Below are 20,285 nucleotides of genomic sequence, written 5' to 3' on the forward strand. Positions count from 1 at the left end.
GCCGGGACGGCGCGTGCAAACCTCCCCGTTCGTACGCGTCGTCCCGACGCGGACAGCCCGTTCCGCCCCGCGACGCTCTCCCCCCTGCGGTTCTCCCCCCCGCGCCGGGACGGCGCGTGCGAACCTCCCCGTTCGTACGCGTCGTCCCGACGCGGACAGCCCGTTCCGCCCCGCGACGCTCTCCCCCCTGCGGTTCTCCCCCCCGCGCCGGGACGGCGCGTGCAAACCTCCCCGTTCGTACGCGTCGTCCCGACGCGGACAGCCCGTTCCGCCCCGCGACGCTCTCCCCCCTGCGGTTCTCCCCCCCGCGCCGGGACGGCGCGTGCGAACCTCACCCCCGCGCCGGGACGGCGCGTGCGAACTTCAGGCCCCCTGGGGCAGCGGGTGCGTGACGGCCTGTTCCAGGATCTCGCCGCCCAGCGAGATTTTCGTCACCTTCACCGGCACCGGCCTCCCGGAAGCGCGGACCGCGTCCGCCACCAGACGGACCAGCCCGAAGCAGCACGGCACCTCCATGTGGACGACGTGGATGGACTGGAGGGCGTTCCCCGCGAACATCCGGGTGAGCTTGTCCAGGTAGGCCCCCGTGTCGTCCAGCTTGGGGCAGCCGATGAGGAGCGTCTTCCCGCCCAGGAAGGACCGGTGGAAGTCCGGGTAGGCGAAGGGGGCGCAGTCGGCGGCGATCACCAGGTCCGCCCCCTGCAGGTGCTCGGCCCGCACCGGCACCAGGTGGAGCTGCACCGGCCAGTTCTCCAGGCGGGACACGGCGGGCGGCGCCACCGCGAGGTCCGCGGCGGACGGCGCCGTCCGGGTGAGCGTGCGGGCCGCCGAACCGGGGCAGCCGTGCCCCGTGATCCCCCCCGCCGGGTGGAATGGGCGGGCGTGGGCCGCAGACGGGCAGGCCGACGCCGCCGGGGCCGCCTCCCCGGCGAGGTGGCGCTCCACCGCCACGGGGTCGAAGTCCGGCGCCTCCCGCTGCTCGATGGTGAGGGCCCCCTGCGGACAGTGCCCCAGGCAGGCCCCCAGGCCGTCGCACAGGGACTCGCCCACCACCTTGGCCTTGCCGTCCACGATGCGGATGGCGCCTTCCGCGCAGGCGGTCACGCAGAGCCCGCAGCCGTCGCACTTCTCTTCGTCGATCTTGATGATGTTTCGTGTGGACATTGTCTTCCTCCTGTCCCAAACCGATCATGGGGTCAGCATACCGCCGGCGGTCCGGCAAAACATTGACGTGGGTCAAGAGCAGGAAAAAGAAGTCCGTCCCTTCGGCGCAAACACGTGTCAAGTCGTGCACGGTTCCGGGAATGACCTTTACAGGCCGGTTTCGGGAGACCGGGAGAAGTTTTTTTCGCGTTTTCTCACTTTTTTTTCGGATTTTTTTCCACTGAAACGTTAGTAAGGGTAGGAACACTTCGGAGGATCACGGAGAACCTAATACCGGAAATTTTGACCACTAATTTCACTAATCTTCACTAATCAGGAGGATCAGGGCTTGAATCGCACCGGTTTTCAATTGAGTTTTTGCCAAGGGATCAAACGGGATCGGGCATATCGGGATACAGATTAGTGAAGATTAGTGTGATTAGTGGTTTAGAGGAGGCGATCATGGATGCATTGCTGCAGCAGGAGGGGTACGATCTGATGGCGGCGGCGTTCGAGGTGTACAACCGTATGGGCAGCGGTTACCTGGAAGAGGTTTACCACCAGTGCCTGGAACACGAACTCCGCTTGAGAAATATTCCGTACTCGTCCAAACCCGAACTGGAGATCCGATACAAGGGCGTGGTGCTTGAGAAGCGCTACCGGCCCGATTTGCTGGTTTTCGAGGGGATCATCGTCGAACTGAAGGCCGTGAAAGCCCTGGCGCCCGAGCATGAGGCGCAATTGCTCGGATACCTCAAAGCTTCCGGGAAACGCGTCGGCTATCTCCTGAACTTCGGCAGCCTGGACCAACTGGAGTGGAAACGGATGGTGAAGTGAAGGTCGACCGCTGATATTTGAACCACTCATCTCACTAATTCACACTAATGGATTCAGGAGATCAGGTGGTTGACGGGTTTTACTCAGACCACGGAGCAGAAGGCAGATTGGTAACGGTGATTCCGGGAACGGATACGTGGAAAAACCATGTGGGGCAAGTGAAAACTACCGGGGTGGTTGGGAGTTCGGGTTCGGGAGGGTGAATCGCGAATGCGTATCACCTCCGCCCCGGCAAGAAAACAGTCGCTTGTCGGGGCGAAATCGGGTAGAATGCGCGGAACGGGCACGCGGGCCGTCCGCCGCCCGGAAGGCTTGATGAACATGAACTTCTGTCAGAAATGCCACTGGAACAACGAAGACCTCGGCGTGCACTGCGCCCGCTGCGGGGCCACCCTGCTCCCCCCCCTCATCCCCCAGCCCTCGCTCGAGGCCATGGAGGACTTCCAGGACGAGGACAAATTCGAGATCCTCAACCTTCTGGACAGCGTCCGGCGCTTCTCGGAACGACGCCTGGACGGGGTCGATCTGAGCCTCGAACTCCAGTCCCAGTTCAACCTGCGGGTCTCCGTCGTCCTGGAGCGGCTCCTGAAGACCCTGGAAGAGAACGGGACGATCGACCGGAAACACTTCCACCGCGAAGTGGAGGAGGAGGTGGGCCTCAAGCGCTTCAGCCTGGAGCAGAAGGCCCTCCTCGAACGGCGACGGGAAGCCGTGCTCACCCACTGCAACGGGAAGGACGCGGGGGCCTTCGCGGCCCTGGTGGAGTTCGCCTGGCCGCTGCTGTACACGTCCCGGCACCGGGAAGCGGTGGAGGGCCTGCACCGCGCCCTGGAGATGGACCCCGTCAACCCGGTCCTCCTGCGGACCCTGGCGGAGATCCTCTTCATCGGCGGCGACCTGGCCGGCGCCGAGAAGCTCAACCGGCGCCTCCTCGAACGCTTCCCCGACCGGCCGGGGGGCAACATGCTCTCGGCCATGATCCAGCTCAAGCGGGGGAACGCCGCCGCCGCCATCGAGCGGCTCCGGGCCGCCCGGGAGGCGTCGCCGCGCTCCTTCACCCTCCACTTCCTCGCCGGGACCGCCCACTTCCTCAAGCACGAGTTCGAGAAGGCCGGGGAGTCGTTCCGCGAGGCCTGCCGCAGCCGTCCGCTGCCCGTCGTCCCGCCGCTGAGCGCCATGGCCTTCTACCTGGGGAACAAGGTGGCCGACGCGGAGACCCTGCTGGAGGAGAATTCCGCGCTCACCGACGAGACGGGGTTCGCACCCTTTCTGCAGGGGCTGATCCGCCTCCGCCGAAACCAGCCCCGCAAGGCGGACGAGCACTTCCGCCGGGCGACGGCCGCCAACCGCAAGTGGCGGAAGGTGATCTCGCGCCTCGCCACCCCGGGCCCGGACCACACGGAACCGGCCCAGATCCGTTACTTCACGGGCCTGCTCCGCCGTCGCATGGAGGAGATCATGGCCCTGCTCATCAGCGAGATCCAGAACTTCAACGGGTAGTCCGCAAGGAGGACATCATGGCCGACGAAAAAGACCTCAAATCCAAGGCGATCGAGACCGCCTTGTTCCAGATCGAGAAACAGTTCGGGAAAGGGTCCATCATGAAGCTGGGCGACCGGCCCCGGGACCTGGACATCCCCGTCATCCCCCTGGGGATCCTCTCCATCGATGCGGCCCTGGGCGTCGGCGGCATCCCCAAGGGTCGCATCACCGAAATCTACGGCCCGGAGGCCAGCGGCAAGACCACCATCGCCCTGCACGCCATCGCGGCCTGCCAGAAGATGGGCGGCTACGCGGCCTTCATCGACGCCGAGCACGCTCTCGACCCCATCTACGCCAAGAAACTGGGCGTGATCACCGACGAACTGCTGGTCAGCCAGCCCGACTCCGGCGAGCAGGCCCTGGAGATCGCCGAGGTCCTGGTGCGCAGCGGCGCCATCGACATCGTGGTGGTGGATTCCGTGGCCGCCCTGGTGCCCAAGGTGGAACTGGAAGGCGACATGGGCGACCCCACCATGGGCCTCCAGGCGCGCCTCATGAGCCAGGCCCTGCGCAAGCTCACCGCCATCGTGTCCAAGTCGAAGACCAGCCTGATCTTCATCAACCAGGTCCGCGACAAGATCGGGGTCACCTACGGCAACCCCGAGACCACCACCGGCGGTCGGGCCCTCAAGTTCTACGCCACGATCCGGATCGACGTCCGGCGCATCGGCGGCGTCAAGGTGGGGGACAACGACATCGGCAACCGCACCAAGCTCAAGGTGGTGAAGAACAAGATCGCGCCTCCCTTCAAGATGACCGAGTTCGACATCATCTGGGGCGAGGGGGTCTCCCGCGAGGGCGACATGCTGGACCTGGCGGTCAACATGAAGCTGGTGGAGAAGAGCGGGGCCTGGTTCTCCTACGAGGGGACCAAGCTCGGCCAGGGGCGCGAGAACTCCAAGCTCTTCCTGAAGGACAACCCGGACATCGGCAACAAGATCGAGTCCATCGTCCGGGAACGGCTGGGCTTCGCCGACGCCGCCCTGCTCCAGGGCGCGCCGGACGCCTCCGCGGACGCCTGATCGCAACAGGACAATCACCACGAACGACACGAACCACACCAACAAGGACGCAGATGAAGGAATGACGGATAAACGCGCTGGAGGGTAAGCTCGGATGACCCGTCCAAATATCAGGACCGGTTCCGACCCGTTCCGAAGGGTTCGAGGTCAACGGCAACCAGGCCGTGCCGTCCGGACCTACAGCCTACAGCCTAAATCGCTACAGCCTGGAGTTTCCCCGTGATTCTGGCCCGCGTCATCGGCAACATCGAGTCCACCCACAAGCACCTTCAGTACGAGGGGCTCAAGCTTCTTTACGTCCAGCCCCTGGAGGTGGACCTCGAGCCCGTCGGCGACCCCTACATCGCCGCGGACTCGGTGGACGCCGGCGTCGGCGACCTCGTGCTGGTCATCGAGGAGGGGTGGTCCTCCTGGAACGCCGTCGGGAAGGACAAGGCGCCCCTCAACCGCGCCGTGGTGGGGGTGGTGGACAAGATCGAGTTCCTGGAAGGTGCCGCACGATGAGTGACACTCCCGTGATCCTGCTGGCCCACCCGCTCCCCTTCGGCGGCGCGTCCCGTTTCCCGGCGGGGTGGGACGTCCGCGTCGCCCCGCCGTTCGCGGGACCGGCGGAGGTCCCCGCGGGGCTCGGCGATTGCGACGGCCTGGTCACCCTCCTCAACGACACGGTGGACCGACGCTGGATCGATGCAGCCCATCCCCGCCTGCGCCTGATCGCCAACGTGGGAGTGGGCTACAACCACATCGACTGGGAGTACGCCCGGGATCGCGGCGTCATCGTGACCAACACGCCCGGGGTGCTCACCGAGGCCACCGCGGACCTGGCCATGGCCCTGGTCCTGGCCTGTTCCCGCCGGATCGTGGAGGCCGACCGCTTCACCCGCGAGGGGCGCTTCAGGGGATGGGACCTGGAACTGCTCCTGGGCCTCGAACTCGGCGGCGCCACCCTGGGCGTCGTCGGCATGGGCCGCATCGGGAGGGCCGTGGCCCGGCGGGCCGCCGGCTTCGGGATGCGCATCCTCTACACCCGGTCCGGGGAGGGGGACGCCGGCCCGCTCGGTTTCGACGCGCGGCGGGCAACGTTCGAGGACCTCCTGGCGGAGTCCGACGTGGTCACGCTCCACTGCCCCCTGACGCCGAGGACCCGCAAGCTCTTCGACGATGCCGCCTTCGCCTGGATGAAGACCGGGGCCATCCTCGTCAACACCGCCCGGGGGCCGGTGGTGGACGAGGCCGCGCTGGCGCGGGCCCTGCGGTCCGGGAAACTGGCGGCGGCGGGGCTCGACGTGTACGCGGAGGAGCCGGCCATCCCGCCGGAGCTCCTGGCGCTGCCCAACGTGACGGTGCTTCCCCACATCGGGTCCGCCACGGAAAAGGCCCGGCGCGCCATCGTGAACATGGCGGTGGACAACGCGGTGGCGTTTTTCACCACCGGCCGCGCCCTCAACCCCGTGGGGTGAGGGCCGGGGCCGCCGGGGCGAGGGCCCCGGGAACCGGGGGAGACCCCCGAGACTACCCTGTCCGCCAGGCGGACGGAAACGGAAGGTGTCTGATGCGGGCCAAAGTGTACGTGACCTTGAAAAGCGGCGTGCTGGACCCCCAGGGCAAGGCGGTCCAGGGGGCCATCAGGAGCCTGGGGCACGCCGAGGTGCTCGACGTGCGCCAGGGGAAGTACTTCGAGATCCGGCTGACGGACAGCATGAGCCGCGAACGGGCCGGGGCCCTGCTGGACGAACTGGCGAAGACCGTGCTGTCCAACGGCGTCATCGAGAACTACCGGGTGGAACTGGAGGGGTGATGAAATTCGGGGTCGTCGTTTTTCCGGGGTCCAACTGCGACCACGATGCCTACCACGCCGCCAAGCACGTCCTGGGGCAGCCCACGGTCTACCTCTGGCACAAGGACGAGGACCTGCAGGGGTGCGACGTGGTGATCCTCCCCGGGGGCTTCTCCTACGGCGACTACCTCCGGACGGGCGCCATCGCCCGCTTCTCCCCCATCATGAAGTCGGTGGTGCGCTTCGCCGAGGGCGGCGGGAAGGTGCTGGGCATCTGCAACGGATTCCAGATCCTGCTGGAGAGCGGGCTCCTGCCGGGCGCCATGCTGCGCAACAAGGGGCTCAAGTTCATCTGCCGGCCCCAGCACATCCGCGTGGAGACCACCGACACGCCCTTCACCCGGGCTTGCGAGAGCGGGCGGGTCCTGTCCGTCCCCATCGCTCACCACGACGGCAACTACTTTGCCGACGACGAGACCCTGGCCCGGCTCAAGGCCGAAGACCGGGTGGTCTTCCGCTACTGCGACGCCGACGGGACCGTGGGAGCGGCGTCCAACCCCAACGGCTCGGCGGACCACATCGCCGGGATCTGCAACGCGGGCCGCAACGTGGTGGGCCTCATGCCCCACCCCGAGCGCGCCGTGGAGGCCCTCACCGGCTCCGACGACGGCCGCCGGATCTTCGCGTCGCTGCTGTAACCGCGGACCCGTCCGGAGCGGATTTCAACCACGAACCACACCAACCACACGAACGGGTTCCGGGCGCAAGGGCGAAATGTCATCTTCATTGATTTGATTCTGAAGAGATCTTTTTTATAGGAGGGGCATCCATGCCCAAGGTCGCGCTCGTCCTGGTGATCCTCGTCCTCGCGGCCGCCATCGCCATTTCCCTGGCCCTGGTCCAGAAAAAGCCGTCCGTCGCCGCACCGCCGAAACCCTATGTCCGGGCTGAATCGAAGGAGATCCAGGCTTTTTACAAACCCTACGCGGAGTTCATGCCCCGGACCCCGCCGGAGCTGCTGCCGTTTCTGGCGCGGCTGGAGGCCGGGACCGGCCTGAAGCGGACCCTCCGGAATTTCCCCACGGACCGGGAGTCCCTGAAGAAGGCGGCCGCGGCCTTCGCCGCCGCGGCCCGGGAGGTCTTCCAGGCGGAACTCTCGCTCGAGAATCCCCAGGCGGAGCAGCTGGACCGGTTCATCGACGGACATCTCATCGACGAGCGGTTGAGGCCGTTTTTCAAAGGGGAATCCCTTCGCCCGGACCTGTCGGAGACGGAATCGGAACAGTATTTCAAAGAAAGGGAGAAGATCCGGATCCCCAACGAACCGTTGCTTTACTACACCATGGGCGCCTTCTGGGGGGAGTGGCTCGTGCAACACCGGAAAGCGGTCTGGAAGCTCTACCCCCCGCTGAACCCGATTCAGTCATTCCCGGACATGGTCACCACGGGAGCTTCGGTATGTCTGCTCCCCTTCTCCCATGTCGTGAAAAAGCTCTCCGATCCGGAAGGGGATCAACTCACGTTCAAGGCCGCCGTTTCGACGACGCAGAAACGGATGTTCCCGCCATACCCGTTGATCGCCTCACTGGCCGACGTCGAAATATCCGTAACAGACGATCTGCCGGAACAGGTCAGACTGGCAGACTTGGCCGAGAAGGCAGGGGATCACGAAAAGTCGGTCTCGATGTACACAGAGTACATGAACTCCGACCCGAACTCTCCACGGTTGATGGCTCTTGCCATTGATTGTGCTCAGCAAACTGGCCGAGACGATCTGGTGGTGGACTGGTCGAAGCGTCTGCTCCGTCTGTCACCCCGTCACCCGAGAGTTTGCCACAACCTGGCCGTCGTGTACTCGAACGCGCCGGGCCGGATGCCGGAGGCGATCGCCCTCCTGGAAACCGCCCTGAAGGAGGACCCGCAGTACGGCATGGCCCACTACACCCTCGCCTCGTGCCTGGCCGAGACCGGCCGGTTCCCCGAGGCCCGAACCCACCTCGTATGGGTGATCGAGCACGATTCCGCGCTGAAGCAGCGCGCCGAGGAACTGCTGGCGGCCATCAGGGGGAAGTGAACTGTCCGGTATGTGGTCGGGTAACGCCCCTTCCCGGCGGGCCGGGTCGCCGGCCACGGTCGTGGGACCCCTGCGGGGTCCGGGATCGTCCCCGGCTCACCCTCACCCCGGATTGGCGCCCGGGGCTATTCACCGGCTCCCTGCGGGACCGGGTCACCCCAGAAGGTAGCCGTTGGCGGCGTTGGCCTCGATGAGTTCGCGGACTTCGAAGGTCTCGAAGCCCTCGGCGACGAAGGGGTCCTGGCGGGCGAGGTGATCGGCCTCCTCGGTGGAACCCGCGCGGACGGCCACCATGCCGCCCCCGCCGTCCGCGAAGGGGCCGCAGAGGGCGAGCCGGCCGTCCCGTTCCAGCCCCCGCAAGTGCTCCACGTGGCGCCGGATCACCTCCGGCGTGAAAGGCCTGGTTTGCTTGAGGAAGATCACGTAGGTTCGGGTCATGGCTGCCTCGAGGAACGGGATGTCGAAGCGTGATCCTGCCACGGGGCGCCCGAGGACGCAAGGCTTTTCCCGGTGCGCCATGGTTACCCCCGGATCGGACCGATCGGTCGGATTTGACCGATCCGACGGAGGGCACCCTCTCCGGACCTAAAGCCTAAACCCCTACAGCCTAAATCCCTTGTCCGACTGCGATAGCGATACCGATACCGATACCGATACCGATACCGATGGGGGGAGCGGGGAACACGCTGGATTAGCGCGTGACACCGGGGGCTTTTTGGTGTAGATTAAAGGCTTTGGGGGATAGTCATGAGCACGCGCGCCCAGCTCGAAAAAACCCGGAACATCGGCATCATCGCCCACATTGACGCGGGGAAGACCACCGTCACCGAGCGGGTCCTCTACTACGCCGGCAAGATCCACCGCATGGGGGAGGTCCACGACGGGACCGCCACCATGGACTGGATGCTCCAGGAGCAGCAGCGCGGCATCACCATCACCTCCGCCGTCACCAGCTTCGAGTGGGACGGCCACGACATCCACCTGATCGACACCCCGGGCCACGTGGACTTCTCCATCGAGGTGGAGCGGTCCCTCCGCGTCCTGGACGGCGCCGTGGTGGTCTTCTGCGGCGTGGGCGGCGTGCAGCCGCAGTCCGAGACCGTGTGGCACCAGGCCGACAAGCACCGGGTGCCGCGCCTGGCCTTCGTCAACAAGATGGACCGCCCCGGGGCCGACTTCTTCGCCGTGGTGGAGCAGATCCGGAAGAAGCTGGGCGCCGTGCCCCTCCCGCTGGAAATCCCCATTCTCGAGCGCGACACCTTCGTCGGCGTGGTGGACCTGGTCACCCACAAGGCCTACCGGTGGGACGAGGGGTCCCTGGGGGCCGAGGTCCTGGAAAGCCCCGTCCCCGAGGCCATGGAAGAGGAGGTCCGCCTGCACCGCGACCACCTGGTGGAGACCCTGGCGAACGTGGACGACGGCATCGCGGAAAAGTACCTCGAGGGGGTCACCCCGGAAATCCCCGAACTCAACCGGGCGATTCGCCGCTGCACCCTGGACATCCGGCTCGTCCCGGTGCTCTGCGGCGCCGCCCTGCGCAACCGGGGCGTGCAGCCGCTGCTCGGCGCCGTCTGCCGGTACCTCCCCTCGCCCCTCGACCTGCCCCCGGTCACCGGGCGGCACCCCGACACCGGCCAGGCGGAAGTCCGCCACCCCGACGACAAGGAGCCCCTGGCCGCCCTGGTCTACAAGGTGATGATGGAAGAGGGCCGGCGCATGAGCTTCGTCCGGGTCTACTCCGGGGTATTGACGGTCGGCGAGGAGGTCTACCTCCCGGCGCGCCGCGAGAAGGAGCGCGTGGCGAGGATCTTCCTCATGCACGCCAACAAGCGGACCCGCCTGGAAAAAATCGGTGCGGGGAACATCGTGGCCGTCATGGGCCTCAAGTCAGCTGCCACCGGCGAGACCCTGTGCGACGAGGATCACCCCCTGCTCCTGGAACGTATCGACGCCTGCGAGCCCGTCATCTCCATGGCGGTCGAACCCCGCCGGAACGCCGACCTGGACAAGATGCAGGCCACCCTGCACAAGATGAGCGACGAGGACCCCACCTTCTCGGTGAAGGAGGACCCCGACACCGGCCAGACCATCATCTCCGGGATGGGGGAACTCCACCTCGAGGTGATCGTGGACCGGCTGAAGACCGAGTACGAGCTGGAGGTCTCGGTGGGCCGCCCCCAGGTGGTCTACCGCGAGACGGTGGGCGACGTCGCCGAGGGGACGGGCACCTTCGAACACGAGGTGGCCGGCAAGGACCAGTACGCCCAGGTCCGCCTGCAGGTGGAACCCCTGCCCCGCGGGACCGGGAACCGCTTCGAGGGCTTCGAACAGCTGGACGGGATGCCCCCGCTGTTCCGGGACGCCGTCGAAGCCGGCCTGCGGGACGCCTGTTTCGGGGGCGTGATCATGGGTTACCCCCTCGTGGATTTGCGGATCACCGTGCAGGAGGTGGGGACCCGCGAGGGCCAATCCACCGAGGTGGCCCTCAAGGCCGCCGCCATGCACGCGCTGTTCAAGGCCGTCCAGCAGGCCTCCCCATCCCTCCTCGAGCCCGTCATGGCGGTGGAGTGCGTGGTCCCGGAGGAGTACCTGGGCGGGGTCGTGGGCGACCTCGGCGCCCGCGGCGGGCAGGTCCAGGGCATCACGCCGCGGGGCAGCATCTCCGCCATCGACGCGCACGTACCCCTCTCCAGCATGTTCGGGTACGCCCGCGCCATCCGGACCCTCACCCAGGGCCGCGGTGTCTTCTCCATGCAGTTCTCCCACTTCGAGGCCGCCAGCGCCTGACCCTTAAGATTTTCTTTTGAATTTCACCCCGCCTGATGTAGAATATCTAATTTGTATTCGCCGGCGGTCGTGATGAAGATACCGTCAACATTCATCCAGGAGCTCAAGAGCGCCCTGAACATCGTCGAGGTGGCCGGACAGTACATGAAGGTGGTCCGGAAGGGAAGGAACTACTTCGCGCTCTGCCCGTTCCACGGCGAGAAAACCCCCAGCTTCTCCCTCAACGAACAGCTCCAGATCTTCCACTGCTTCGGGTGCGGCAAGGGTGGGGACGTCATCACGCTGTACATGGAACTGGAGCACCTCTCCTACCCCGACGCCGTCCTCCAGCTGGCCGAGCGGGCCCACCTCAAGGTCCCCCGCGAGTCCCCCGACGAGGAGAAATCCTACAACGAGCGAAAGTTCCTCTACACGGTCATGGAGGAGGCGGCCCGCTTCTACCGGCAATCCCTGGAGTCGGAGCGCGGGGGGCCCGGCCGCGAGTACCTCGAACGGCGGCGCATCGGGGGCGACACCATCGAGGCCTTCGGGATCGGCTACGCACCGGGGGACGGTTTCCACCTGGTCAGCTACCTCCGCGGGCTCGGCATGTCGGAAAAACACCTGCTGGACGCCGGGGTGGCGCGCCGCTCCGAGCGGACCGACCGCCTCTACGACTACTTCCGCGACCGGGTGATCGTCCCCATCCGCGACCACCAGGGGCGCATCGTGGCCTTCGGTGGCCGCATCCTGGGCGAGGGGGAGCCCAAGTACCTCAACTCCCAGGAGACGCCCGTCTACCGCAAGGGCGACCACCTCTTCGGCCTGAACCTGGCGGGCCGGCAGATCCGCGACCGGGACGAGGCCGTGCTGGTGGAGGGTTACTTCGACCTGATCTCCCCCTGGCAGGCCGGGGTCCGCAACGTGGTGGCCTCGCTGGGGACCAGCCTGACCACCAACCAGGTCAAGCTGCTGGGACGATACACCCGCAACGTGAAAATCTGCCTGGACCCCGACACGGCCGGCGTCACCGCGGCCTACCGTTCCGTGGAACTCTTCCTGGAGGGCGATTTCGAGTGCGCGGTCGTCCGGCTGCCCCAGGGCAAGGACCCTGACGTCTTCGTCCGGGAGCAGGGCGCCGACGGGTTCCACCGGCTCGTGGCCGACGCGCTGCCCTTCCTGGAGTTCGTGTACCGGCGGGGCCGCGAGGGGATGGGCGCGGAGCCCACCGTCAAGCAGAAGGCCCGGCTGCTGGAGAACCTCTTCCCCTTCATCGCCCGGGTGCCCTCCCCCATGGAGCGCTCGCGTCACGTCAGCCTCCTGGCGGGCCGGCTCGAGCTGGACGAGTCCGCGGTGTTCCGGCAGTTCAACCTCTTCCTGAGGACTCGCAAGATCAACGTGGAGAGCATGGTCCGGTCGTCCGCCCCCGACCTCCTCCCCGCCGAGCGCGAACTCCTGCACTTTCTCTTCACGTGCCCCGAGCGGGCGGGCCACGTATTTTCAGGTTTCACTGTCACATTCGATGGACTGACCACATCCAATATATTGCGGCGGGCCGCGGAACTGGCCGCGGCCGACGGCAAACTGGACCTGGCGGCGCTCGAGGCCTCCCTGACGGAGGAGGACCGTCTCCTGGTCCACCGCGTGCTCTCGAAGGGCGACACGGTCGTCCTGGAGGACGAGGCCCGGAACTGCCTGGGCGCCCTGTCCGCCCGGCTGCTCGGAAAGCGGCGCCAGGAGATCCAGGCGGCCATCCGGGACGCGGAGGCGGCGGGGGACCGGGAGCGGTGCCGGACCCTCATCCAGGAGCGCCGCGACCTGGAAGCGCAGATCAAAACCCACGCATAGGAGGCCGGCTTGTCTCTGGAGGACAAATTCGACGAGGTCAAGGAGCTGATTTCCCTGGGGAAGGAGAAGGGATACCTGTCCTACGAGGAAGTCAACGACATGCTGCCCGAGAAGTTCAGCTCCGCCGAGGACCTGGACGACCTGTTCGACCTGTTCGGGTCCAACGGCATCGAGGTCGTGGACAGCGAGAAGAGCATGGAGTCGGACGACTTCTTCCCCGCCAAAAAGCGGTACAGCACCTCGGTGGAGGACGCCGACGCCGCCGCCGACGCGGCCGAGAAGACCAACGACCCGGTCCGGATGTACCTCCGGGAAATGGGCACCGTCCCCCTGCTCAAGCGGGAAGGCGAGGTGGAGATCGCGAAGCTCATCGAGCGGGGCCAGCGCATGGTGCTCAAGGCGCTGTCGCGCTCGTCCATCGTGGTCCACGAGATGCTGCGGCTGCAGGACGTGCTCCAGGAGAACCCCGGCAAACTCAAGGACATCGTCAACCTCAACGACGACGAGTGCTCCGAGGAGGACATCCTGGCCGACCGCTACACCACCACCCTCAAGCGGATCGAGGAGGTGGGCGGTCTCGAACGGCAGGCCAACGTGATCCTCCGGCAGATGCGGAAAGAGGAGCCCGGGAGCCGCTCCTGGCGGCTCTTCTCCCTGAAGCTCGCGCGCTACAAGATCCCCATCGCCCGCATCATCCGGGAACTGGACTTCACCGCGGCCCAGAAGGACCAGTTCAAGAACGCCATCCGGGTGGTCAAGAACCACGTCGACGAGATGGTCCGGGAGATCGCCCTGTGCAAGCTGGGCCAGGCGGTGGAGAAGGACCGGGGGAAGAAGGAGCAGTTCCGCCTCCAGATCAAGCACCTCCAGGGGAAGTGCCAGGCCCTCGAGGCCAAGTACTTCACCAAGAAGGAAGAGATCCAGCAGACCCTCCAGGCCATCCAGGAAGGCGAGATCATGGCGGGGGAGGCCAAGAGCAAGCTGGTGGAGGCCAATCTCCGCCTGGTGGTCTCCATCGCGAAGAAGTACACCAACCGGGGCCTCCAGTTCCTGGACCTGATCCAGGAGGGCAACATGGGCCTCATGAAGGCGGTGGACAAGTTCGAGTACCGCCGGGGCTACAAGTTCTCCACCTACGCCACGTGGTGGATCCGCCAGGCCATCACCCGCGCCATCGCGGACCAGGCCCGGACCATCCGGATCCCCGTCCACATGATCGAGACCATCAACAAGCTCATCCGCACGTCCCGGGCCCTGGTCCAGGAGTTCGGGCGCGAGCCCACCTCCGAGGAAATCGCCAAGCGCATGGGAATGCCCGTGGCCAAGGTGCGCAAGGTCCTCAAGATCGCCCAGGAGCCCATCTCCCTCGAGACGCCCATCGGCGAGGAGGAGGATTCCCACCTGGGCGACTTCATCGAGGACAACGCCGTCATGAGCCCGGCGGAGGCGGTCATCAACCTCAACCTCAAGGAGCAGACCCTCCAGGTGCTCAAGACCCTGACCCTGCGCGAGATGGAAGTCATCAAGATGCGCTTCGGCCTGGGGGACGGCAGCGAGCACACCCTCGAGGAAGTGGGCAAGAAGTTCAACGTCACCCGCGAACGCATCCGCCAGATCGAGGCGAAGGCGCTGCGCAAGCTGCGTCACCCCTCGCGCTCCAAGCGCCTGAAACCGTTCCTGAGCACGTAGGAAGGCTGTTAGGCTGAAGGTTGTTAGGCTGAAGGCTGTTAGGCTGTTAGGCTGTAGGTCCGGAGGGGTTCCCATCGGGGTCGGTATCGGGGTCGGTATCGGGGTCGGTATCGGTATCGGGGTCGGTATCGCAATCGCGGTCGCAATCGCGGTCGCAATCGCGGTCGCAATCGCGGTCGCAATCGCGGTCGCAATCGCAGCCACCATCACCATCACCATCGCAGTCGCAATCGCAATCGCAGTCGCAATCGCAGTCGTGGTCGCGGTCGCGCGGGAACACGGTCACTGCCGGGATTGGCGGCCCCCCTGGCGACGACAGCCCGCAACCCGCGATCGTCTCCCCTCCTTGTGTGTACGCGGCGAAGGCTGCCGGAGCGCCGCGGGCACTGCCTTGTGGAGTGCGGCGCGAAGGCTGCCGGAGCGCCGCTTTGATCGCGCCGCGCAGGCTGCCGGAGCGGCGCGGCCCTGACGCAACCCGCGCGTCTTCAGGAATATGAATCACAGGCGCGAAGGGACAAAGGGACAAAGGGACCAAAAGGACCAAAAGGACCAAAGGGACAGGCTGAGCCGACGCAACGAACGGCGCTGGCGGGGCATGCCACACGAGCAGGCGCTAGAGCGCCTTCAGCCTATCAACCTTCAGCCTATCTACCTTCAGCCTATCTACCTTCAGCCTATCTACCTTCAGCCTGTCAACCTTCAGCCTATCAACCTTCAGCCTATCAACCTTCAGCCTGTCAGCCTTCAGCCTATCTCGACGCCACCGTGTACCGGATCAGCGTCCCGTCGATGAAGTCGGCGGTGATCCGCTCCTTTCCCGTTTCGTAGACGCACTGGTGGACCTTGAGGCTCCCTTCCGGGATGTCTTTTTCCGAAACCGGCGTCCCGAGAACGACTTCGACGTCTTCCAGGCTCATCCCCTTCTCCAGGTCGGCACTGGCCCGGCTGGGTCGGATCACCTCCCCGACGGGCCCGTCGCCGGCGTTCTGGCGCTCCCGCGGGTCGCCTTGCTGCTGCCACGGGAAGATCACGTACTCCGACAGGGCCCCCGTGACGGTCTCCACCGTGAGGTCCGACTCGCCCGGCTTGCCGCCGAAGTTGAGGTTGAAGCGCGAGCCGCCGCGCAGGCGGTTCTCCCGGATCTCGACGGCCTTCTCCCGGCTCGCCTCGTCGGCCTGGGCGCGGCGGCGGTCGTCCTCGCGCTCCCGCCGCCAGCGGAGATCGTTGAGCTCCGACTTGATCTGGTCCCGCTTGTAGGGGTTGGTCTCGCTGTCCAGGCGCTTCTCCAGATCAGTCTCCCGCCCCGATTTCGAGCAGGGCGTCCAGCCGACGTAGGGGTTGGCGTCGTCGCCGAAGGTGCCGAAGCCCCCCCCGTCCAACTGGAACTCGATGTGTTTCCCCTTGACCTTCACCTTGGTGACCGTGGCGGTGTCGCCGTCCTGGATGGCGGCACCGAAACGTTTCAGCCGGCTCCCGTAGCTGCCGTAATCCACCCGTCCCCGCCCCCCCGGGAGGACCGACACGTCGATGCCGTCGCTGGAACCGGGCATGTCCAGCTTGACGATGACCTTTTTTCCCTCGAAAGCCTCCTGCAGGGCCGACTCCGTCTGGGCCTGTGCCGCCGCCAGGGCCGCGGCCGTGAAGAGCGCCACCCCAATCCACCTGTTCATCGCGTCCTCCTCCTCGGTGTGATGTATCGATTATACACCACCCCGGACGGATCGCGGGGCCGACGGCGCCGAACGGGCGGGATTCCCGGCGCACCCGGGTGCGGTTTGCACCGGAGTCGGTGGGGCGCCCCCACCCCGTCGGTCGGCCGCCTTGTCCCCTTCCACACCACGGTGAGCACCGCGGGGATACCATCAGCCGGAAAAGGAGCGGGAGATGTCTGTAATGCGTTTTTTATGTGCTGATTGCTTTCAGAAACGGGGCGAACATTGTTGCCGAATGGCACCTTGACTGATCTCCCACATTGAACCCCTGGCGGGGTTCCTTTGAGCAATTTGTTCGCATTGTGGCTACACAGATTGAACTGGCGGGGTTCTCTGGTGCAGAGCGTTCGGGGCACGGCCATACAGATTGAACGCCTGGAGGGAAACTTCGACGTGGGCCCGAACTTCGCGGCGAATCGTTCGGAGCCGGCCCGGGTCAGACGGGCACGAACGACCCGGGGGACGAGCCCCACGCACCAACCGGCCTTGACCAAGGGTTCGTGTGAAGCGCCTTTCTTCCCGCCGTCGTCCCGTCCTAATCCCGCCATCCTCCCGCCCGTGTCCTGCCTTTGTCCCACCCTCGTCTCGCCTACGTCCCTCCCGCCTCCCGCGTTTCGCTCTCGTCCCTCCCGCGTCCCACCTTCGTCGCGCCAGGATCGTGGCCTCTACCTCTTCACCCCGTCAGGGGTGAAGTATTTGTAGAAAAGGTGGCTATAAAGCTCTCTCCCCCCGCGCGCCGCCGGCCGGGGATGGCGCCCCGCGGCACGATCTCCCCCCGGCGGCGCGCGGGGGGGTGTTTGAATAACCCGTTTTACTACAAATGTTTCACCCCTGACGGGGTGAGGACGCAAAGGGGCGACGTTTACGCGCGGGGGGCGACGGCGTCGCGAGTCGGAAAGGTCAAAAACTGTTTCGGCCGGGAGAAAAACGGTTTATGATGGGAATGATGCACCCCGTTCCGCTAGGAGGTCCCATGAAGCGCATTCTCCCGTGCCTGGCGTGGGTCCTTTTCGGCCTCGGCCTCCCGGCCTGGGCCGGGGACCACTTCCGTGTCCTTCCGCTGAAGGAGCTCGCGTTCGAGGGGGCCCCTCCCCGGCAGGACGCCGGGAACGTCCCCACCCGGAACTGGCGCGACCTCTTCCGCCTGCGCCCCCTGGTCACCCTGGACGGCGGCGGCGAGGCGTTCTTCTCCTTCGAGGACCGGCCGCTCTTCTGGTCCGACCTGGACGAGGCCCTCCGCACCGGTGAAATCCTCATCCGGGCCCCCGAGGGGGCCCCCCTCTCCGGCCGGCTCCTCTGGCCGGATTACCCCGAGGGCCGGCTGACGGCGCACCCCTTCACCGTCCCCGCCGCCCCCTCGTCAACCGAGGCCCGGCGGCGCTTCTTCGTGGCCCGGCACGCCCACTACCGGCGGCTGGCGGAGGGCGGGCTGCCCGGCGCCGCCTGGTTCCGCCGGCAGGCGGAGGCGTCGAGCGCGGCCGCCGGCAAGAAAATCCCCGGACCGGGAGCCGTCGTGCCCGCGCCTCCCCCGCGCCCCGGGACCGGCGAACTCGCCGACACCTTCTCCCTTTTCACCGGCGGTCGGGCCCTGGCCGAGAACCTGCAACTGGACCGCGGCCTTCTCCTCCGCGGGGAGGACGGCAAAAAGGAAATCGTCGAACTTCGGGACATCCCCGGGGTCACCGTGCGGGAGATGGACTGGGGGCCCCTCACCGAGGGGTTGCAACCCGAACTGGACCCCCTCTCCCGGTTGATCCCGGCGGACCAGCACGCCGTGTTCTTCCCCCGCTTCGAGTCCCTGGAGGCGGTCATGGAGGAAGCCGACCGCCGGGGGACGCCGGTGCTCCAGCTCCTCGACCCGCGCGCCGAGGACTACGGCGTGAAAGCCCGGTACCAGGAGATGCTCTGCATGCCCCTCACCGAGCTGGGCCGGAAGGTGGGGCGCCTGCTGATCCGGAGCGCGGCGGTGACCGGCTCCGACCCCTACCTCCGGATGGGGTCCGACGTGGCCGTGCTCTTCGAGACCGATCAACCGAAGGTCCTCGAGGCCCTGATGCGGACCCAGCGGGCCGCGCTGACCGCCGGGAAGCCAGGGCTGGCCGCGGATGACGGGAAGGTGGGAGGCGTTCTCTACAGCGGTCTCCGGACGCCCGACCGGTCGGTCAGCTCCTACCTGGCGGTGCTGGACGGGGCGGTGGTGGTCGCCAACTCCCCCGCCCTGCTCCGCCGCCTCGCGGAAACCGCGGGCGGCCAGGTCCCCGCCCTCCGGTCGTCCCCCGAGTACGTGTACTTTCGAGCCCGCTACCCCCGCGGCGCCCCGGAGGAGGACGCCTTTCTCCTCCTCACCGACGCCGCCATCCGCCGGTGGTGCTCCCCGCGCTGGCGCATCGCCGACTCGCGCCGGGTGCGCGCCCTCTCCGTCCTGGCCGGCTGCACGGCGGAGCACCTCGCGACGCCCGCCGCCGGCAAGGCCCCCGACCGCGTCCTCGTCCCCGCGACGGAGTCGGTTTTCGGTGAGATCGCCCTCCGGAACGGGCGGGTCGTCTCCTCCACCTACGGGACCCTGAACTTCATGACCCCCATCCTGGAACTCCCGGTGAAAACCGTCACCAAGGCGGAGGCCGACGCCTACGGGCGCTGGCGGGACAGCTACCAGGGCTACTGGCGGGCCTTCTTCGACCCCATCGCGGTCCGCCTCACGGTCAAGTCACGGAAAACGGGGGTGGACCTGACGGTGATGCCCCTGATCCTCGGCACCGACTACGCCAACTGGATCCGTTTCACGGAGAAGGGCTGCCTGGCCCCCGACGGCGCCGGCCTTCACGACGCCCTGGTCCACCTGGCCGTCGGCATCGATCCCGAGTCCGAGCCGGTGCGGCGGGTCTTCACCCTCTTCCGGGGAATGGCCGGCAACCTCCTCGGGGACCCGCTCAACTGGCTGGGCCGGGGCGTATCCGTCTTTCTCGACGATGACCCGGTCTGGGCGGAGCTGAAGGCCGCCCCCGACGCGGACGCCTTTCTCAAAAAGAACTTCCAACGCCTGCCCATCGGGTTTTACGCCGAAGTCGCCTCCCCCATGAAGCTGGTCGTGTTCCTGACCGGGCTCCGCGCCTACGTCGACCAGGCCGCCCCCGGGATGACGGTCTGGGAACCGCGAACCTGGAAGGAAACCCCCTACGTCCACATCGGCGTCTCGGAGCAGGGGCGACGGGACTTTCGGGAAGTCGCGGAACTCAACCTCTTCTATCTTGCCGCCCGCGACAGCTTCCTGCTGACCCTGAACGAGGACGTGGTCAAGCGCTGCATCGACCAGCGGGTCGCCCTCGAGGAACGAAAGGAGAAGAGGGAAGCCGTCCCGCCCCCCGCCCGCCCCTGGCTGGGCGGCAGTTACGGCCTCCAGGCGGACGGCCGCGCCCTCGACCTGGTGGACGCGGCCCTGGGGGACAGCTACCGTCGGGACCTCCGGAACCTGTCCTGGGACAACCTCCCCATCCTGAACGAGTGGAAACGCCTCTTCCCCGGCGAGGACCCGGTGGCCGTCCACGAACGGATGTGGGGGGTGCGGCTGCTGTGCCCCGGCGGGGGGACCTACCGCTGGAACGAAGCCTGCGGGACCATGGAATCCACCGTGTTCGGCCACCCCGGGGACCGCCGGCCCGGGCCGCCCCTCGCGGAGGCGCTCAGAGGGGTCCGGTTCGGGAACTTCGGGCTGACCTTCGAGGAGAAGGGGCTCCGGGCGCGGGTGGAGCTGGAGCTTGGCGCACCGGCACCGGCGGAGGAGGGCCGGGCAACGGTCGAATCCCCGGGCGACGGGGTGGAAGCGAAGTAAGCGCTTTAACGGCTTCGTTCTTACCCAACCCGGATAAACCGGAGAA

The 20,285-nt window shown here is 66.7% G+C and carries 15 protein-coding genes; 12 read left to right on the plus strand and 3 right to left on the minus strand.

Translation table 11 applies throughout. The annotated features are described in order from the left end of the window. Positions 1 to 363: 363 nt before the first annotated feature. Positions 364 to 1,164 (minus strand): 4Fe-4S binding protein, encoded by an 801-nt coding sequence (locus KA419_17780; protein MBP7867784.1) that lies wholly within the window; start codon positions 1,162 to 1,164, stop codon positions 364 to 366. A 441-nt stretch (positions 1,165 to 1,605) separates the two neighbouring features. Between KA419_17780 and KA419_17785 the strand changes: the two genes are divergently transcribed. From KA419_17785 to KA419_17820, 8 genes are all read left to right on the plus strand, one after another. Further along, entirely contained in the window at positions 1,606 to 1,980 is a 375-nt protein-coding gene (locus KA419_17785) for a GxxExxY protein (protein ID MBP7867785.1), read from the plus strand. Positions 1,981 to 2,295: 315 nt separating this feature from the next. After that, positions 2,296 to 3,480 carry a tetratricopeptide repeat protein gene (locus tag KA419_17790; protein ID MBP7867786.1) on the plus strand — a complete coding sequence of 395 codons (1,185 nt, stop codon included), beginning with the start codon at positions 2,296 to 2,298 and terminating at the stop codon, positions 3,478 to 3,480. Between the two features lie 17 nt (positions 3,481 to 3,497). After that, positions 3,498 to 4,544 (plus strand): recombinase RecA, encoded by a 1,047-nt coding sequence (gene recA, locus KA419_17795; protein ID MBP7867787.1) that lies wholly within the window; start codon positions 3,498 to 3,500, stop codon positions 4,542 to 4,544. Between the two features lie 219 nt (positions 4,545 to 4,763). After that, positions 4,764 to 5,048 carry a EutN/CcmL family microcompartment protein gene (locus KA419_17800; GenBank protein ID MBP7867788.1) on the plus strand — a complete coding sequence of 95 codons (285 nt, stop codon included), beginning with the start codon at positions 4,764 to 4,766 and terminating at the stop codon, positions 5,046 to 5,048. Beyond that, entirely contained in the window at positions 5,045 to 6,004 is a 960-nt protein-coding gene (locus tag KA419_17805) for a D-glycerate dehydrogenase (protein ID MBP7867789.1), read from the plus strand. The genes KA419_17800 and KA419_17805 overlap by 4 nt, the downstream gene beginning before the upstream one ends. Before the next feature lie 92 nt (positions 6,005 to 6,096). Next, the gene (gene purS, locus KA419_17810) at positions 6,097 to 6,342 is read left to right on the plus strand and encodes a phosphoribosylformylglycinamidine synthase subunit PurS (GenBank protein MBP7867790.1); all 246 of its coding nucleotides are present in this window, start codon (positions 6,097 to 6,099) and stop codon (positions 6,340 to 6,342) included. Further along, positions 6,342 to 7,019, plus strand: a complete 678-nt coding sequence (gene purQ, locus KA419_17815) for a phosphoribosylformylglycinamidine synthase subunit PurQ (GenBank protein MBP7867791.1) — start codon at positions 6,342 to 6,344, stop codon at positions 7,017 to 7,019. Before purS ends, purQ begins: the two co-directional genes overlap by 1 nt. A gap of 131 nt (positions 7,020 to 7,150) precedes the next feature. Continuing rightward, the gene (locus KA419_17820; GenBank protein ID MBP7867792.1) at positions 7,151 to 8,395 is read left to right on the plus strand and encodes a tetratricopeptide repeat protein; all 1,245 of its coding nucleotides are present in this window, start codon (positions 7,151 to 7,153) and stop codon (positions 8,393 to 8,395) included. Between the two features lie 153 nt (positions 8,396 to 8,548). Here the strand turns inward: KA419_17820 and KA419_17825 are convergent, their stop codons facing one another. After that, complete coding sequence (locus KA419_17825; GenBank protein MBP7867793.1) at positions 8,549 to 8,833, minus strand: hypothetical protein; 285 nt, start codon at positions 8,831 to 8,833, stop codon at positions 8,549 to 8,551. A 309-nt stretch (positions 8,834 to 9,142) separates the two neighbouring features. Here KA419_17825 and fusA point away from each other — a divergent pair, with 309 nt between their 5' ends. The 3 genes from fusA to rpoD all read left to right on the plus strand — a co-directional run bounded on the left by fusA (position 9,143) and on the right by rpoD (position 14,698). Next, entirely contained in the window at positions 9,143 to 11,182 is a 2,040-nt protein-coding gene (fusA, locus tag KA419_17830; GenBank protein MBP7867794.1) for an elongation factor G, read from the plus strand. A gap of 72 nt (positions 11,183 to 11,254) precedes the next feature. Then, a complete protein-coding gene (locus KA419_17835) occupies positions 11,255 to 13,009 on the plus strand; it encodes a DNA primase (GenBank protein ID MBP7867795.1) in 1,755 nt (584 codons plus the stop codon). A 9-nt stretch (positions 13,010 to 13,018) separates the two neighbouring features. Continuing rightward, positions 13,019 to 14,698: an RNA polymerase sigma factor RpoD gene (gene rpoD, locus KA419_17840; protein MBP7867796.1), complete on the plus strand. Its 1,680-nt coding sequence runs from the start codon at positions 13,019 to 13,021 to the stop codon at positions 14,696 to 14,698. Between the two features lie 749 nt (positions 14,699 to 15,447). Here rpoD and KA419_17845 read toward each other — a convergent pair. Further along, entirely contained in the window at positions 15,448 to 16,368 is a 921-nt protein-coding gene (locus tag KA419_17845) for a hypothetical protein (GenBank protein MBP7867797.1), read from the minus strand. 1,015 nt (positions 16,369 to 17,383) lie between these two features. On the opposite strand from KA419_17845, the gene KA419_17850 reads away from it, so the two are divergent. Further along, positions 17,384 to 20,239, plus strand: a complete 2,856-nt coding sequence (locus tag KA419_17850; protein ID MBP7867798.1) for a hypothetical protein — start codon at positions 17,384 to 17,386, stop codon at positions 20,237 to 20,239. Positions 20,240 to 20,285 lie beyond the last annotated feature (46 nt).

This window comes from Acidobacteriota bacterium, assembly GCA_018001935.1.
GTDB lineage: Bacteria > Acidobacteriota > JAAYUB01 > JAAYUB01 > JAAYUB01 > JAGNHB01.